Annotated in this window: 14 protein-coding genes; 5 read left to right on the forward strand and 9 right to left on the reverse strand. The window is 69.5% G+C overall.

What is annotated here, in order from left to right; genetic code table 11:
- Positions 1–380 precede the first annotated feature (380 nt).
- From gatC to TX76_RS15500, 5 genes are all read left to right on the forward strand, one after another.
- Positions 381–659: an Asp-tRNA(Asn)/Glu-tRNA(Gln) amidotransferase subunit GatC gene (gene gatC / locus TX76_RS15480; RefSeq protein WP_049903695.1), complete on the forward strand. Its 279-nt coding sequence runs from the start codon at positions 381–383 to the stop codon at positions 657–659.
- Entirely contained in the window at positions 656–1,927 is a 1,272-nt protein-coding gene (gene gatA, locus TX76_RS15485; RefSeq protein ID WP_049903698.1) for an Asp-tRNA(Asn)/Glu-tRNA(Gln) amidotransferase subunit GatA, read from the forward strand. Before gatC ends, gatA begins: the two co-directional genes overlap by 4 nt.
- Before the next feature lie 61 nt (positions 1,928–1,988).
- Positions 1,989–2,684, forward strand: a complete 696-nt coding sequence (locus TX76_RS15490; RefSeq protein ID WP_049903700.1) for a DUF4129 domain-containing protein — start codon at positions 1,989–1,991, stop codon at positions 2,682–2,684.
- Complete coding sequence (locus tag TX76_RS18435) at positions 2,681–4,798, forward strand: DUF58 domain-containing protein (RefSeq protein ID WP_228842406.1); 2,118 nt, start codon at positions 2,681–2,683, stop codon at positions 4,796–4,798. The genes TX76_RS15490 and TX76_RS18435 overlap by 4 nt, the downstream gene beginning before the upstream one ends.
- A complete protein-coding gene (locus TX76_RS15500; RefSeq protein WP_154019107.1) occupies positions 4,795–5,304 on the forward strand; it encodes a DUF7519 family protein in 510 nt (169 codons plus the stop codon). Before TX76_RS18435 ends, TX76_RS15500 begins: the two co-directional genes overlap by 4 nt.
- A 23-nt stretch (positions 5,305–5,327) precedes the next feature.
- Here TX76_RS15500 and TX76_RS15505 read toward each other — a convergent pair whose 3' ends face one another.
- From TX76_RS15505 to TX76_RS15545, 9 genes are all read right to left on the reverse strand, one after another.
- Positions 5,328–6,422: a polyprenyl synthetase family protein gene (locus TX76_RS15505; protein WP_049903705.1), complete on the reverse strand. Its 1,095-nt coding sequence runs from the start codon at positions 6,420–6,422 to the stop codon at positions 5,328–5,330.
- Positions 6,419–7,765, reverse strand: coding sequence for an RNase J family beta-CASP ribonuclease (locus TX76_RS15510; RefSeq protein WP_049903708.1), 1,347 nt, complete (start codon positions 7,763–7,765; stop codon positions 6,419–6,421). Before TX76_RS15510 ends, TX76_RS15505 begins: the two co-directional genes overlap by 4 nt.
- Positions 7,766–7,938: 173 nt before the next feature.
- A complete protein-coding gene (locus tag TX76_RS15515; RefSeq protein WP_049903710.1) occupies positions 7,939–8,670 on the reverse strand; it encodes an isopentenyl phosphate kinase in 732 nt (243 codons plus the stop codon).
- Between the two features lie 52 nt (positions 8,671–8,722).
- Entirely contained in the window at positions 8,723–9,706 is a 984-nt protein-coding gene (gene mvk / locus TX76_RS15520; protein ID WP_049903712.1) for a mevalonate kinase, read from the reverse strand.
- Between the two features lie 87 nt (positions 9,707–9,793).
- Positions 9,794–10,936: an XdhC family protein gene (locus TX76_RS15525; RefSeq protein WP_049903714.1), complete on the reverse strand. Its 1,143-nt coding sequence runs from the start codon at positions 10,934–10,936 to the stop codon at positions 9,794–9,796.
- Positions 10,933–12,318: a VWA domain-containing protein gene (locus tag TX76_RS15530; protein WP_079890859.1), complete on the reverse strand. Its 1,386-nt coding sequence runs from the start codon at positions 12,316–12,318 to the stop codon at positions 10,933–10,935. Before TX76_RS15530 ends, TX76_RS15525 begins: the two co-directional genes overlap by 4 nt.
- Positions 12,318–13,322, reverse strand: coding sequence for an AAA family ATPase (locus tag TX76_RS15535; protein ID WP_049903750.1), 1,005 nt, complete (start codon positions 13,320–13,322; stop codon positions 12,318–12,320). Before TX76_RS15535 ends, TX76_RS15530 begins: the two co-directional genes overlap by 1 nt.
- Before the next feature lie 210 nt (positions 13,323–13,532).
- The gene (locus tag TX76_RS15540) at positions 13,533–14,423 is read right to left on the reverse strand and encodes an FAD binding domain-containing protein (RefSeq protein ID WP_049903716.1); all 891 of its coding nucleotides are present in this window, start codon (positions 14,421–14,423) and stop codon (positions 13,533–13,535) included.
- Positions 14,423–16,873, reverse strand: coding sequence for a xanthine dehydrogenase family protein molybdopterin-binding subunit (locus tag TX76_RS15545; RefSeq protein ID WP_049903719.1), 2,451 nt, complete (start codon positions 16,871–16,873; stop codon positions 14,423–14,425). The genes TX76_RS15540 and TX76_RS15545 overlap by 1 nt, the downstream gene beginning before the upstream one ends.
- Position 16,874: the final 1 nt, after the last annotated feature.

The raw sequence follows: 16,874 nt of genomic DNA on the forward strand, positions 1-16,874 counted from the left end.
GAGCAGTTCGTTTTCGGAGGTCTCCTCTCGTTCCCGCTCGACCTCGGTTTCGGCGTCGCTCTCCTCCTCGATGTCTCGTGTGCGTTCGCGCGTGTCGGCCATGATGCTTGGTGCTCGAATGATGTGCTCGGAAGGCGCTACAGAACGTTCGAAGCGTTTTTGTATTTGGGGTCAAGCGTTTTAAACCCTCCGCCGGAATCGGACACTCATGGCCCGTTTTTCGTCCGTTTCGGATCACCCGTTGGATGGCGTGTACTGCCGGTCAGCGCGGTTTCGACGATCACCGTCGAACGTTGCAGCGGATCGCGGCTCGTACGAACCCTGCGCCCGCCGACCGGCGCTATCGAAACCCTTAGTGCCGGCGCAGTTCCCCGGACGATATGAGCAACGGGAGCGTCGACCCGGCCGAAGTCCGCCACGTCGCCGATCTCGCGCGGGTCGACCTCGCTGAGGACGAGACCGAGGCGTTCGCCGAGCAGTTCGCCGCAGTCCTGGAGTACTTCGACGCGCTCGACGAGGTCCCCGAGATCGAATCGGAGCCGGATCTCGCGAACGTTCTCCGGACCGACGAGGTGCGCGACGGACTGACTCAGGAGGAAGCGCTCCGGAACGCACCGGCCACCGAGGACGGCTACTTCGAGGGGCCGCCGGTCGGATGAGCCACGACGCGTTCATCACCCGCGAGGCGATCGAGGGGGCGTCGACGGGGCCGCTCGCCGACCGGACGGTCGCGGTGAAGGACAACATCTCGACCGACGGCGTCCGGACCACCTGTGGCTCGACGATGCTCGAAGCGTACGTCCCGCCGTACGACGCCACTGTGGTCGAACGGCTGAAGGAGGCGGGCGCGACGATCGCCGGGAAAACCAACATGGACGAGTTCGGGATGGGCACCACCACCGAGACCTCCCACTTCGGCCCGACGACGAACCCCGTCGACGACGAGCGGGTTCCAGGGGGGTCGTCGGGCGGGAGCGCGGCGGCGGTCGCCGCGGGCGAGGCCGATCTCGCACTCGGCTCCGATACGGGGGGTTCGGTGCGGTGTCCCGCCGCGTTCTGTGGCGTCGTCGGGATCAAACCCACCTACGGACTCGTCTCGCGGTACGGGCTGGTCGCGTACGCGAACAGCCTGGAGCAGATCGGGCCGCTCGCACCCACCGTCGAGGGGGCTGCCGAACTCCTCGACGTCATCGCGGGGGCGGACGAGCGCGACGCGACGACCCGTGATCGCGGCGACGACGCGAACTACGCGGCCGCCGCCGACGGTGACGTCGAGGGGATGACCGTCGGCGTCCTCGCCGATCTCGTCGAGGGGGCCGACGACCGGGTTCGATCGGTCTTCGAGGACACGATCGACGATCTCGCCGCCCGGGGTGCCGAGATCCGCGAGGTCGAACTCGACTCGCTCGAACACGCCGTGCAGGCGTACTACGTCATCGCGATGGCGGAGGCTTCCTCGAACCTCGCACGGTTCGACGGGGTCCGGTACGGCGAGTCAGGAGGGTTCGACGGCGACTGGAACGACGCGTTCGCGCGTTCGCGCGAGGCCGGCTTCGGCCCGGAGGTCAAGCGCCGAATCCTGCTCGGGACGTACGCCCTCTCGGCCGGCTACCACGACAGGTACTACAAGAAGGCCCAGGACGCCCGCGCGTGGATCAAACGGGACTTCGATAGCGCGCTCGCCGAAGCGGACGTGCTCGCGAGCCCGACGATGCCCGTCCTCCCGCCGAAGCTCGGCGAGAGCCTCGACGATCCCCTCCAGCTCTACCTGATGGACGCGAACACCGTCCCGGTGAACCTCGCCGACCTGCCCGCGATCTCGGTGCCCGCCGGAACCGCGGATGGACTGCCGGTCGGCATCCAGTTCGTCGGCCCGGCGTTCGGCGAGGAGCGGATCGTGCGGGCGGGGAGCGCGATCGAGGGATAGCCCGGACGGTTCCGTGGAGGACGACGGCAACGTTCAAGTCAACGGACAGTAACCACGAACCGTGAGGCGAGACGCCGTCGGTATCGCGCTCCTCGGTCTTTTCGCCGTCGTCGTGATCGGCGTTGCCGCGTCCGCGATCGGTTCGACGCCGATCCAGAGCGGCTTCGGCGTCGGTGGGGACGCGACCGACGGCGGCGAACGTGTCGACCGAACCGGCAACCGGTCGTCGAACCCATCGCCGGGCGCTGTCGGCGGTGGCGGGGGTGGCGGGTTCGGGGGAAGTTTCAGTTCGGGGAACGCCGGCAGCACCGGTTCGAACGCGGTCCCCCCGCTGGTCGTCCTCGTCGCCGTGGCCGGCGTCGCGGTCGCTGGCGTCGCGCTCGTTTTCTGGGCGACCCGCGACGACGCCGCCGCGCCCGCCGATCGGGAGCCGACGCCGACGACCGCTGCGGACGACGATCGCCCGGAGCCGTCCGAACCCCACGAGCTCCCGAACGAGGTGTATCGAGCGTGGTGGGAGATGGCTCGGCGGACCGAGATCCCCCACACCGCGTCGCGGTCGCCGGGCGAGTTCGCGGCCGCCGCCGTCGACGCCGGCATGAACCCGGCCGCGGTCGCCGAACTCACGCGGCTCTTCCGCGGGGTGCGGTACGGTGGGACGGCGGTCACCGACGACGCCGAACGGCGGGCGACGGCCGCGATCGACCGGATCCGTTCCCCGGCCGACGACCACGAACGGGGAGAGACGCGCCCGTGAGCGTTCGTGGACGCCTCCTGCTCGTGGGGGGCGTCGTCCTGGGACTCGCCGGTCTCGCGGGTGCGTTCGTCCCGGGCCTCGTGCCCGACGTCGACGTCGTTTCGGCCGGCGTCGCCGCGATCGCGGTGGTCGCGCTCGCGGTCGCGGTCGCCCTCGCTGCGGCGCGGCTCCGTGCCGACCGCCGGTCGCTCGCGCTCCCGACGCCGGAGGGGCGGACCAACGCGGTCCCCGGCGACGGGATCGACCGCCGGATCGGGGCGCTCTCACGGACCGGCCCGCACGACGACGAACCGTCGACGGGACGCCGGGCGCTCCAAGCACGTATCGAACGGGCGGCACACCAGGTGCTCGCCCGGGAGGGAGCCGACGTGGAGCGGATCCGGGAGCAGTTGGCGGCGGGGACGTGGACCGACGACCCGCACGCGGCGGCGTTTTTCACCGACACGACCGTCGAGCGAGCGTCGACGCGCGAGCTTCGCGCTCTCTGGACCGGCGAACCGCCGATCGCGCGGCGTGCACGCCACGCCATCGGTGCACTCACCCGCCGGTTCGAGCGAGACCCTCCGAGCATCTCGGCGGGCGACACCGATCACGAGGGCGGAGAGGGCGAACGGTCGGTTTCGGTTCGTCCCTTGCCCCCAGAAACGCGCGAGAGCGGGGCCGACCAGCGCACGAGGACGAGCAAGTCAGAGGACCGCGCCGACATCGACGAGCGACGGTTTCCCGCGGCGGGCGAGTCGATCGATCACCCGACGGCACGCTGGCGGGGTGCGACCGGTGTGGCACTCGCCGCGGGCGCGATCGGGATCGTCCTCCGCCGGCCGTCGCTGCTGCTCGCCAGCGCCGTCGGCGTCGGGCTGGCGGCGTACGCCCGGGCTGCGACGACTCCGACGATCGCGCTCGACGTCGAGCGATCGGTGAGCGATCCGCGTCCCGCCGTCGGTGACGACGTCGTGGTCACCGTGACCGTCCGCAACGCGGGCGATTCGCTGTGTCCCGACTGTGCCGTGATCGACGGCGTTCCGTCGGGTCTCGTCGTGACCGACGGCTCGCCACGACACGGCGTGGCGCTCCGCCCGGGGAAGGCGACCACCTTCTCGTACACCCTCACCGCCGTGCGCGGCGACCACCGCTTCACGCCGGCGAAGGTGATCGCACGCGACGCCAGCGGCAGCGTCGAGCGCCTCGCTCGTGTCCAGGTATCGGGGTCGGTGGCCATCACGTGCGTACCGCAACCGGACCCCCTCACCGACGTCGCGCTCCGCACGCACGCCGAGCGGTTCGGCGGGCGCATGCCGACCGCTGCGACCGGGAGCGGCGTCACGTTCCACGCCACGCGTGAGTACCGGCCGGGCGACCCGCCCGCACGGATCGACTGGAACCGGCTGGCGAAAACCGGCGACCTCTCGACGCTCCAGTTTCGCGCCGAGCGAGTGCCGATCGTCGTGGTGGTGATCGACGCCCGCCCGACGGCGTTTCTCGCACCCGATCCCGACGAGCGATCGGCGGTGGAGCGGAGCGTCGAGGCCGCCGGGCGGATCGTCACCACGCTCCTCGACGACGCCACGCGCGTCGGTGTCGGTGCGCTCTCGACACACCCGGAACGGTGCTGGCTCGCGCCGGACACCGGCGAGGCCCACCGTGAGCGGGCGCGACGACTGCTCGCGACCCATCCGGCGCTGGCCGCGCGGCGCGGGGACCCCGGCGTCGATCCGAGCGCAGACACCCATACCGCGCCGGACGGAGCCGAACCGGGAGACGGGGATCGTGACCCCGGGGCGTGGCTCCGGCGTCGTCTGCCGGCCGACGCACAGGTGGTGGTCCTGTCGCCGCTCTGTGACGACGGGCTCGCGGCCTGGATACGGCGGGTCGACGCGGCCGGTCGTCCCGCATCGGTGGTCAGCCCGGATCCGACGACCACGACCTCGCCGGGCCGCCAGCTGGCGCGCGTCGAGCGGGCGCTCCGGATCACCGACCTCCGTTCCGCCGGGATCCCGGTGCTCGATCGGTCGGGATCCGCCGACGAACCGCTGTCCACAGCGATGGCACACCGCCGAGCCGGTGGGGGGTCGGGAGCCACTCGCGGCGCGAACGCGGGGTGGACGACGCGGTGAGCGCGACGATCGATCGGTCACCCGCACGACTGAGCAGCCTGTTGGGGATCGGCTTCGGTACGGTCGCGCTTCTCGTGCTCGCGGTGGCGGCGGGGCCGCCGGCCGCGCTCCCGGGGCTGGTCGGCGCGGTGGCGGTCGGGGTCGGTGTCTGCCGGGGTTCCCGCACCGCGATCACGCTCGGCGGTGCGGGACTGTTCGTGGGGATCGTGGTCGCCGGGGCGCTCGGCACGCGACCGTCGGTGGCCCTGATCACGACCGTCGCCGCCGTGCTCGCGTGGGATGCGGGACAGAACGCCGTCACCGTGGGTGTGCGGCTCGGACGGGTAGCCGACACGCATCGGATCGAGGTCGTCCACGTCGCGGCGACCGGCGTCGTGACGTCGCTGGTGGCGGGCTGTGGCTACGTCGTCGCCGGGAGCGCGGCGGGGAGTCGCTCCCCGGTCGCACTCGTCGCTCTCCTGGTCGCGGCGATCGTGCTCACGGTCGCGCTCCGTGGCCGAAACTGACCGCTCGGGGATCCCACGGCCCGTCAGTAGCCGCGCTCGACGAGATACTCCGCGAGATCGCGGAGGTGATCGCGGGCCGCCGAGTCGGGGAGAACGTCGAGCCGGGCCTTCCCGCGGTCGACGAGGTCGCGCGAGAGCGTCCGTGCGTACTCGATGCTGCCGGCGTCGTCGAGCCGAGCCACGGCCGCGTCGATCGCGGCGTCGTCGACGGTTTCGGGGTCGTCGGCGTCGATCAGCCCCTCGATATCGACGCCCTGTTCGCGCGCGTGGAGCGTGACCGCGGTCCGCTTGTTCTCGACGAGGTCGCTCCCGCGCTGTTTGCCCAGCTGTTCGCTCGGCACCGTGAGATCGAGCACGTCGTCGCGGATCTGGAACGCGCGGCCGACGTCGAGCCCGTACTGACGGAGCGCGTCGGCGGTCGTGTCGTCGGCACCGAGCAGGAGAGCGGGCACTCGCGCGGCCGCCGCGTAGAGTACTGCAGTTTTCTGCTCGACCATCCGGATGTACTCGTCGGTCGTGACGTCCTCGCGCGTCTCGAAGGCGACGTCGAGCGCCTGGCCCTCGCAGATCCGCGTGCAGGTTCGGGCGAGCTCCGAGAGCGCCTCGACGGTGCGTTCGGGCGGTGCGCCCGATTCGAGCATGAACTCGAACGCCTTCGCGTAGAGCGTGTCGCCGGCGAGGATCGCGGTCTCGGTGTCGTACGCCCGGTGGACCGACGGCACGCCCCGACGGAGGTCGTCGGCGTCCATGATGTCGTCGTGGACGAGGGTGAACGACTGGATCGTCTCGATGCTGGTCGCCGCGGCCATCACGTCGATCGTTTCGTGGGTGTCGCCGGTGCTCTTATCGGCTGCGGCACCGACGCCGACGTCCGTCGCATCGAGCGTCGGAAACGCCTGATAGTTCACCTTTGCGTCCGGCGACTCGATACCGGCGAGCGCCTCCGCGACGAGCAGCGTGACGGCGGGGCGGAGCCGCTTGCCCCCGGCGTCGACGAGGTGACGCGAGGCACGGTAGAGGCGTTCGGGCTCTTGGATCGGCAGTCGCTCGACCAGCGCCTCGTCGATCCGTTCACGCCTGGCCTCGACCGCCGCGAGCGCCGCCGCCTCGTCGCTCATTCCACGAGCGAGACCACGTTGCCGTTGCGCGAGGCGTGGATGTCACGCCCCAGCTCGTAGCCCTGGTCCTCGGCGAGATCGATGTAGCGTGCGAGGTGTTCGAGATCGTTGTGCGCCGGGATCACGTGGTGGGGCTGGAGCGTCCGGAGCATCTCGTAGTGGCCCTCCTGGGACAGGTGGCCCGACACGTGGACGTCGTCGTAGATCCGCGCGCCCTGCATCCCGAGGAGTTGCTCGGACTGGTAGCGCTGGCCCTCGTTGGTCGGCTCGGGGATGACCCGTGCGCTGAAGATGACCTTGTCGCCCTCGTCGAGCTGGTAGGGCGTCTCGCCCCGGCCCATCCGGGTGAGCATCGCGCGCGGCTCGCCCTGATGGCCCGTCACGATCGGCAGGAAGTTCTCCTTGCCCTCGTTCATGATTCGCTTGAACGTTCGATCGACCGACTGGCGATGCCCGAACATCCCGAGATCGTCGGGGAAGTCGACGAAGTCGAGGCGTTCGGCGGTTCCGGAGTATTTCTCCATCGACCGCCCCAACAGAACGGGCTGGCGACCGATGTCCTTCGCGAACTCCACGAGGCTCGTCACGCGCGCGATCTGGCTGGAGAAGGTGGTGGCGACGATCCCGCCGTCGTAGTCCTCCATGCTGTAGATCACGTCCCTGACGTGGTTGCGTGCGTGCTGCTCGCTCGGCGTCCGCCCTTTCCGGCCGGCGTTCGTGCAGTCCTCGATGTAACACAGCACGCCCTCGCCCTCGCGAGCGATCTCGCCGAAGCGGTCCATGTCGATCGGGTCGCCGATCACCGGCGTGTGGTCCATCCGCTTGTCGAGCCCGTAGATGATCGAGCCCTCGGGCGTGTGGAGCACGGGGTTGATCGCGTCGATGATCGAGTGGGTGACGTTCACGAACTCGAGATCGAGCCCGTTGCCGATCTCCATCGACTCGCCGGGATCCATCTTCACGAGGTCGTTGCCGACCCCGAACTTCTCCTCGCTCTCGATCTGCTGTTTGATCAGTTCGATCGTGAACGGCGTCGCGACCACCGGCGCGTCGTAGCGGTGGGCGAGCTTCGAGATGGCCCCGATGTGATCGAGGTGACCGTGGGTCGGCACGATCGCTTGGACTTCGCCATCCAGATCGCTCATGACCCGGTCGTCGGGGATCGCGCCCATGTCGATCAGGTCGAGACTGTGCATCCGTTCGGTTTCGACGTTGTCGTGGATCAGGACCTTCGAAAGGTTGAGGCCCATGTCGAACACCACGATGTCGTCGCCCGCCCGCACGGCCGTCATCTGTCGGCCGACTTCCTCGTAGCCGCCGATCGTTGCGATATCGATTTCCATAGTTGTTACTCCCGAGCCGCCCGCGGACACGCTCGAATGCCGGCTGGCGAGGTCGCGCGACCCGCCCGGCCGCCCCGACCGCACCCGGGGCGGTCTCTCGGATATCTGTGCTTACGGGCCGGGGGTCTTAAAAACTGCGTGGCTCGCACCGCGGTGGTGACTTCGGTTCGCGATTATCCAACCCGAGTTCCCGGCGATCCTCCATCCAAGAACCCGTCGAGGCCGTCGATCCCGAACACCCACGCTGGCGCGTCCATGTCGAGCAGCGTCCGGACCTTCGCGCTCATTCCGCCCGTCACGTCGGTCGCGTCGCTGCCGCCCAACGCGTCAGCGACTCCATCGAACGACTCGATCCGATCGATCACGTCGCCGTCGGCGTCGAACACACCTGGTACCGCCGAGCACAGCCCGACTCGGTCGGCGTCGACGCATTCGGCGAGCACGGCCACGAGTTCGTCGCCGCTCACGATCGTCACGCCGCGGCTCGCGTGGGCGATCACGTCGGCCTGAACCACGGGCACGAACCCCTCGGCGAGCAGCGTCTCGACGCCAGCGGTCGCGAGCGAGAGGGCACCCGCGTCGTCGCGCGCGCCGACCGAAAGCGGGTGGATCGGGAGTGCGGGCACGTCGCGCTCGCCGAGCGCATCCACGACGGCATCGTTCAACTCCGCCATTGCATCGTGGACCGCGAGCGCCGCTTCCGGGTCGTGGCTGCCCACGGTATCGCTGAGACCGTGCTGACTCGCGTGGTGATGACCGAAGCTCCCGCCACCGTGGACGAGAACGAGGGGCTCGTCGTGATCTGCCACCGCATCGACGGCACGATCGAGATTCGTCTCGTCGAGCGTTTCGGGACTCGATTTGTCGGTGATGACGCTTCCCCCGAGCTTGAGGACGGTGGTCATGCGGCTCCGCTCCCTTCCTTGCCGTTCGCTCGTTCCACTCGCAACGAGGTCGTCATCCATCCTCCCGGCGCACGCCGTCGGTGTCGAGCTCCGCCCGAAACGCCTCCTCACAGCCCGGGGTGTAGTGGAGCGCGGTCCGGGTGGCCTCGGTCTCGTCGAGCGCGACGACACAGCCCCCGCCGCCCGCACCGGTGAGTTTCGCGCCGCGCGCGCCCGCCTCGCGGGCGGCCCACACCATCGCGTCGAGCGAGCGCGCCGAAACTCCGAGCGCGCTCAGGAGACCGTGGTTCACGTCCATCAGCCGGCCGAGCTCGTCGAGGTCGTTCGCGTCGAGCGCGCGCTCGCCCTGGCGAACGAGGTCGCCGATCGCGCTCACGGTGTCGGCGGCGAAGTCGTACTCCTCGCGGAGTTCACGCACCCCGGAGACGAGTGCGCCCGTGTCGCCCGCACCGCCGTCGTACCCGATCACGAACGGGAGCGAGGGAGCGTCGAGCCGCCGGCAGTCCTCGCCCTCGACGCGTACCGCGCCGCCCATCGCCGAACAGAACGTGTCCGCGCGCGAAGCCTCGCCGTTCTGAACTCCGTGTTCGACCCGATAGGCCCGCTCGGCGAGCTCCTCGGGAGGGAGTTCGACGCCGAGCTCGCGGGTCGCGGCGTCGATTCCCGCGACGGCCACCGCCGCGGACGAGCCCAGTCCGGCTCCGAGCGGGATCGCGCTCTCGATGTCGACGTCGAAGCCGATCTCGGGCGCATCGGCCGCTTCGCGGGCCTGTTCGACCGCGCCGTCGACGTAGCCCGTCGCCGCCTCGACGAGCGATTCGGGCACGTCGACGTCGGGTGCACCGTCGCCGCCGTACTCCACCGTGAAGCCGTCGAGCGTGAGGTCACCGGCGTCGACCCGGAGCCGTCCGTCCGAGCGGGCGGTGACGTCGACCGTGGCTCGGCGTTCGATCGCACACGGCACCGCGGGCTCGCCGTAGACCACCGCGTGCTCGCCGAAGAGATAGACCTTCCCGGGGGCGCTGGAGACAGCCATGCTCAGCCTTCCGATGGGGGGCCTAACAGTGTTTGCGACTCCCCCCGATTCCGAACCGCAATCGTCCGCGGCCGGTCGTCGGATCGATCACTCGGGAGCCACGTCGTCTACCGTCCTGGAATCGACCCGGTCGTGGATCGGTCCCTCCCGATCGGAGAGATGCTGGGGCGTCCGGCCGTTCGCGACCGCGAGGAGTTCGGCGACGATGCTGTAGGCGATCCGGTAGGGTGAGTCACCGCCGAGGTCGAGGCCGATCGGGGTGTGGATCCGGTCGAAAGCGTCCTCCGGAAACGTAACGCCATCCTCGACGAACGCGTCGAGGAGCTCCTCGAAGCGCTCGTCGGGTCCCATGAGCCCGATGTAGGGCACCGGCGTGTCGAGCAGCGTTTCGAGCACCAGCCGATCGTCGACGAAGTTGTGCGTCATCACGACCGCGTAGGTGTCGGGATCGAACTCGACCGCGCTCTCGACGTTCGCCGGTGAACTCGCGAGCACTTCGTCGGCAGCCGGAAACGCCTCCGTGCTCGCCTGTGCACCCCGAAAACCGACCACCGTCACCCGGAACTCCGCCCGTTTCGCGAGATCGACGACCGGCCCGACGTCGGGCCCCGACCCGAACACCACGAGATGTGGCGGGGCCTCGATCCCGTCGACGAACACCTCGACGCTCCCCTCGTCGCGGTCGATCCGCAGCGTGTCGGCTTCGCCCCGATCGAGCAACGCCGCGGTCGGCTCGGCGAGTGCGGTGCGGAGCCACTCGGGAAGGTCGCCCGCAAACCCATCCTCGGGGGTGTAGTACCCACGCTTACCGCGGGGGCGGTCGCCGTCGACGACCGTGACGACGCCGACGTCTCTGCCCTCGGCGACGCGCTCGACGACCGGCCGGTGGCTCTCGTCGACGGGTTCGAGGAGGATCGTGATGATCCCGTTACAGCCCATTCCGAGCCCCCACGTTCCGTCGTCGCCGGTGAGATCGAACGTCTCGACCCGTGGCTCGCCGGCCGCGCGGACGTCGGCAGCGATCGTGCGGACCTCGTCCTCCAGACAGCCGGCGGTGACCGAGCCCGCGCTTTCGCCCGCCTCGATCACCATCTTCGCGCCGGGCCGCCGGTAGGCGCTGCCCTCGACATCGATGACCGTTGCGAGGACGGCCTCGCGGCCGGCGTCGAGCGCGTCGCCGACGGCCGCTAAAACTGTGGTCTCGGGAACGCTCCAGTTCGTGTCGGTCATGATGTGGGATGTGTCGTCGGTTGGTGGTTGGTGCCGATCCGTCGCGGGTCGTACTCGTACCCGATCCGACCGTGCTGACCTCGACGATCGAGCTGGCGCGCCATCTCGGCGAGGTCCGCGGGACCGCTGAAGGCGAACAGCCCGTCGACGTACGGCAGCGCGGCGGCCATCCCGCGGGCGGTCGGCTCGTACTCGACGGAGGCCGCGAGCGGGTTGCACCAGAACACCGCGCCCGCGCGCCGCGAGAGCCGCGCCGCCTCGCGTTCGAGCACGTCGACGTCGTCGGTTTCGAGGCCGTCGCTGAGCACGAACACCGCCGACTCGCGCGAGACGGCTTCAGGGGAATCCGTGCGGAGCTGTGCAAGCGACGCGCCGATTCTGGTTCCGCCACCCCACTCGGTTTCGGCGCGGTCGAGCGCGTCGAGCGCCGCTTGCGAGCTCCGCGCGTCGAACGCGTCTGTGACCTCCCGGAGGTCCTCGTCGAAGAAGAACACGCGGACGTCGCGCCACTCCGCCGTGGCTCGTCGGAGAAATCCGATCAGGAACGAACGATCGAGTACGTCGAGCACCGACCGGCTCACGTCGACGAGGAGACACGCCCGCACGTCGGTCCGGCGGTGCTCGCGCTCCGGCACGTCGACGACCGTTCCACCGGTCCCGACGCTCGCTCGGAGCGCGCGCCGGACGTCGGGCGTGTCGTCGCCAGGCCCCCACCGCCGCCCCGCAAGCTCGGCGAGCGCGTCCGTCAGCCCCCGAAACACGTCGTCGAGTCCCGTGTTCGCGATTCCGGGAACGGACACCGCGGTTCGTTGGCCCGACGGGCTGTAGCGTGCGGTCGCCGCCTCGCCGTCGGTCGCGTTCTCGCCGCTCCCCACGACCGCACCGTGGTCCCACCGTTCTCGATCACGGTCAGCCTCCTCGGCCTCGTCGCTCTCCTCGCCGGCCCGCTCGGGATCTCCCGGGGCCGCCGTGGCATCGAGTGGGGCGAACCCACCGTCGGGGCCGTCGTCGGCTCGCTCCGCCGGCCCACCGGTATCGAGGCCCGCAGTCAGTCGTCGCCAGAACTCGGCGAACAGGTCGTCGAACGTCGTCCGATCGGCGTGGTCGGTGACGAGGCACGCCCGGAGTGCGGTCCGCACGCGGTCGCGGTCGTCGAACCCGACCACGACCAGTGCCCGAGCGGCGGTCGTCGCCGCGTTCGCGGGCACGTCCACGCCGGCCCGCCGGAGCGCGCGGGCGAACCGGACGAGTTCGTCGCGAACGTGGTCGCGCGCGGCGACGAAATCCGGAACGTCGGTACCGTCCGTTTCCGGAGCGCCGAGCCCATCGATCGTGGAATCGGTTAGGGCGTCGAACCCGCCGGATCGCGGTTCGTCGCCCATCAGTCGGCCTCCGCCCGAGCCGTGTCGGCGGCGTCGAGCAGCGTCGCGAGCAGATCGTCGTCGACGCGTTCGATGTCCTCGACCTCCTTCAGGAGACAGCCGAGCGTGTGCTCGATCTCGTCACGGTCGAGCGACCCCTCACTCCCGTCGTCCCGGAGCGCGGCGACCGCTCGCGCCCAGTCGATGGTTTCGGCCGCGCCAGGCGGCTTCAACAGCGGTTCCTCGCGGAGCCGACCCGCCGCCCCGCACAGTTCGGCGGCCACCCTCCCGTCGAGCTCCGGCACTTTGCGTTCGAGGATCGCGCGCTCCTTTTCGATCGAGGGCGGCGCGACGTGGAGGTACAGACACCGGCGCTTGAGCGCGTCCGAGAGCCCCCGCGTCCGGTTCGAGGTGATGACCACGACCGGCGGCGTTTCCGCCCGCACGGTCCCGAGTTCGGGAACGCTCACCTGAAAGTCCGAGAGCACTTCGAGCAGGAGCGCCTCGAACGCCTCGTCGGCCCGATCGACCTCGTCGATCAGGAGCACTCGTGGCCCGTCGCCGCGGAGCGCGCGCAACAGCGGCCGCTCCAGCAGGTACTCCTCGGCGAACACCGACTCGCTCGCTTGGCCTGTGTCGTTCCCGCCCGAGCCGACGCTGCTGGCTCCATCGCCCTCGACTCCGGAATCGGCGGTCTCGGGGCCGGTGGTTCCACGGCCGCTGGCGGCCTGCACAGTTAGCAGCTGTTTCGTGTAGTTCCACTCGTAGAGCGCGCTCTCGGCCGTCAGCCCCTCGTAACACTGGAGTCGGATCAGGTCGGCGTCGAACCCGCCGGCCAGCACCTTCGCGAGTTCGGTCTTCCCGGCCCCCGGTTCGCCCTCCACCAGCAGCGGCTTGCCGAGTCGGAGCGCGAGCGACACCGTCGTACTGATCTCGTCGCCCGCGACGTAGTGCTCCGCGTCGAAGGCCGCCCGGACGTCCGCCTCGGTCGCGTCGGCGAACGTGGCGGTGCGATCGTCGGTCATCCGATCACCCGGTTCTGCGTCGTGGATCGCTGACGATGGTCCGTTCGAAACTTCGACTCCCGAAACCGACTCGGGTGGGAGGGGGCGGCTCCACGTCGACTCGTGTCGGTTGTCGATAGTGGCACGCGTTCTCACCCATCACAAGGGGTCGAGACGTATAACCAGTTCGTCGCCAGCAGACGACGAGAAGCGACGGACTGAACGCGGGTGTCAGTCGGCCGCCGCGGACCCGCCAGTGCGATCCATCGCTGCGGTCAGCGCCCGCTCGGTGTACACTTCGAGGAGCTGAGCGCGGAACTCGTTCGACGCCTGGAGGTCCGACATCATCATGTCCGTATCGAGATCGTCGCCGGCGTGACTCGCGGCCGTCGCGATCGCGTCGGCGTCGAGCGAGCCACCCGCGAGCTGGTCCTCGACGGGACCGAGCCGCACGCCGTGATCCATCACGCCGTTCGCGCCGATGCGGGCGGACGTGACGGTGCCGCCGTCGGACTCTATCAGCGCCGCGACGCCGACCATCGCGTAGCCCGACGAGGGGCTCGGCTTCTTCGCGTACGCGCCGACCCCGCCGTCGGCCGACGGGATCTCCACCCGCGTGAGGAGTTCGTCGGGTCCGACGTCGGTGGTGTACATCCCGAAGAAGAAGTCGTCAGCCGGGATCGAGCGCTCTCCATCCGAGCCTTCGGCGACGAGAGTTGCGTCCGAGGCGAGCGCCGCACCCGGCAGGTCCGCCGCCGGGTCGGCGTGAGCGAGGTTCCCACCGATCGTTCCCCGGTTACGAACCTGCACGTCACCCACCTGACGAACGGCTTCAGCGAGCGCGGGCGCGTGTTCGGCCACCGTGTCGGACTCGACGAGATCGCTGTATCGGGTCATCGCACCGATCGAGAGGGTGTCCCCGTCGACCTCGATGCCGTGCATCGCGTCGATGCCGCTGATGTCGATCAGGACGTCGGGACTCGACAATCCCGTCTTCATCGCCGGCAGCAGGCTGTGCCCGCCGGCGAGTAGCTCGGTCTCTGCATCCGAATGTTCATCGAGCAGGTCGAGCGCCTCCCCGACGCTTCCGGCTTCGTAGTAGTCGAACTCGTCGGGGTACATCAGTCCTCACCTCCGGACGACTCGCCCTGCTCTCCACCATCTGCAACCGCCTCGCCACCAGCCCCGTCCTCTCCGGCCGCAGCGCCATCATTCACCGCCCGCCAGACCGTCTCGCTCGTGAGGGGCATGTCGATGTGGTCGACCCCAAATGGTTGAAGCGCGTCCGTGACCGCGTTGACGACGGCCTGGGGGGCCGCGATGGTCCCCGCCTCGCCGACGCCCTTCACGCCGAGCGGGTTGTGCGGCGAAGGAGTCACCGTGCTGTCGGTCTCCATCTCGGGGATGTGTTCAGCCTTCGGCACGGTGTAGTCCTGCATCGATCCCGTCACGAGCTGGGCGTTGTCGTCGTACTCGGCCCCTTCGTAGAGCGCCTGGCCGATCCCCTGGGCGACGCCGCCGTGGACCTGGCCTTCGACGATCTTCGGGTTGATCTGTGGGCCGACGTCGTCGACGGCCACGTAGTTCTCGAACTCGATCTCGCCGGAGTCGGGATCGACCTCCACGACCGCGATGTGAGTACCAAAGGGGAACACGAAGTTGTCGGGATCGTAGAAGGAGGTCTCCTCCAGCCCCGGTTCGATCCCGTCGGGCATGTCGTGGGCGAGATAGGACTGCTGGGCGACGTCCTGGATGTGCATCGAACGTTCCGGTGCGCCCGCGACCGAGAACTCGCCGTTTGCGAACTCCACGTCCTCCTCGCCCGCTTCGAGGTGGTGGGCCGCGATCTTCTTCGCCTTCTCGACCACCTTCTGCGAACTCGTCGCGAGCGCCGATCCGCCGACCGCCGCCGACCGCGAGCCGTAGGTTCCCATTCCCTGGGGGATCTCGTCGGTGTCGCCCTCGACGATCTCGATGTCGTCGTAGGGGATCCCGAGCTCGTCCGAGACGATCTGGGCGTAGGTGGTCTCGTGGCCCTGGCCGTGGCCAGAAGTGCCACAGAACGCCGTGACCTTCCCGGTGGGATGGACTCGTACGAGCCCCGACTCCCAGAGACCGGCCTGCGCGCCGAGCTGGCCGGCGAGTTCCGAGGGTGCGAGGCCGCACGCCTCGATGTACGAGGAGAACCCGATACCGAGATACCGGCCCTCGTCGCGGAGTTCCTCCTGTCGCTCTCTGAGTTCGTCGTAGCCCACAGCTTCGAGCGCCTTGTCGAGTGCGGGCTCGTAGTTCCCGCTGTCGTACTCCACCGCCACCGGCGTCTGATGGGGGAAGTCGTCGTCGGGGACGAAGTTCTGGCGTCTGAACTCCGCGGGGTCCATCCCCATCTCGCGCGCGCCGAGGGTTATCAGCCGCTCGACGACGTACAGCGCTTCGGGACGACCGGCACCCCGGTACGCATCCACGGGTGCGCCGTTGGTGAACGCGCCGACCACGTTGCAGTGGATGGCGGGAATGTCGTACTGCCCCGAGAGCAGCGTCCCGTAGAGATACGTTGGCACGGCGGGTGCGAACGTCGAGAGGTACGCGCCCATTCCCGCGTAGGTCTTCACGCGCATCCCGGTGATCGTCCCCTCCTCGTCCATCGCGAGTTCGCCGTGGGTCTCGTGATCCCGGCCGTGGGCGTCGGTGAGGTAGGTCTCGGTGCGCGTGGCGGTCCATTTGACTGGTCGTCCGGTCTCCATCGCACACCACGACGCAAGCGCCTCGTCCGGGTAGTGGTGGATCTTCGAGCCGAACCCGCCGCCCACGTCGGGCGCGACGATGTGGATCTTGTGCTCGGGAACGTCGAGCACGCCCGACATCAACTGCCGATGGAGATGGGGGTTCTGGGAGGTCATGTGGACCTCCAGTTCTTCGGTACCGGGCTTGTACTCCGCCACCGTCGCCCGCGGCTCCATCGCGTTCGGGATCAACCGCTGGTTCGTCAGATCGACCTCGGCGGTGTGGGCCGCGTTCGCGAAGGCGTCGTCCGTTTCATCCGCGTCCCCGATCTCCCAGTCGAAGGCGGTGTTGTCGTCGAGATCGTCGTGGACCACGGGCGCGCCGTCGTCGACGGCTTCCTTCGGGTCGGTGACCGCGTCGCGGCGCTCGTAGTCCACGTCGATGGCGTCGGCCGCATCGCTGGCGATGTAGCGCTCCTCGGCGACGACCACGGCGATCCCGTCGCCCTGATACCGCGCCGTTTCGCCCGCCAGCAGCGGGTGGACCGGCGTCTCCAGACTGTCGAGCAGCCAGCCGACCGGCACCTCGCCAGGAACGTCGAGGTCGTCGGCGGTGTAGACGCCGATCACGCCCTCGATCGCCTCGGCGTCGCTGGTGTCGACGCTGCCGATTTCGGCGTGGCCGTACTGGCTCCGGAGCACACTCATGTGAGCCATGTTCGGCCGCTGGATGTCGTCGGTGTACTCGGCCTCGCCCGTGATGAGCGAGGGGTCCTCGCGGCGCTCGACCGCCGAGCCGAGCACCGACTCCACGTCGAGTTCGTCGGATTCGATCGTTTCGATACCCATG

This window comes from Halococcus agarilyticus (genome assembly GCF_000334895.1).
Taxonomy (GTDB): Archaea; Halobacteriota; Halobacteria; order Halobacteriales; family Halococcaceae; genus Halococcus; species Halococcus agarilyticus.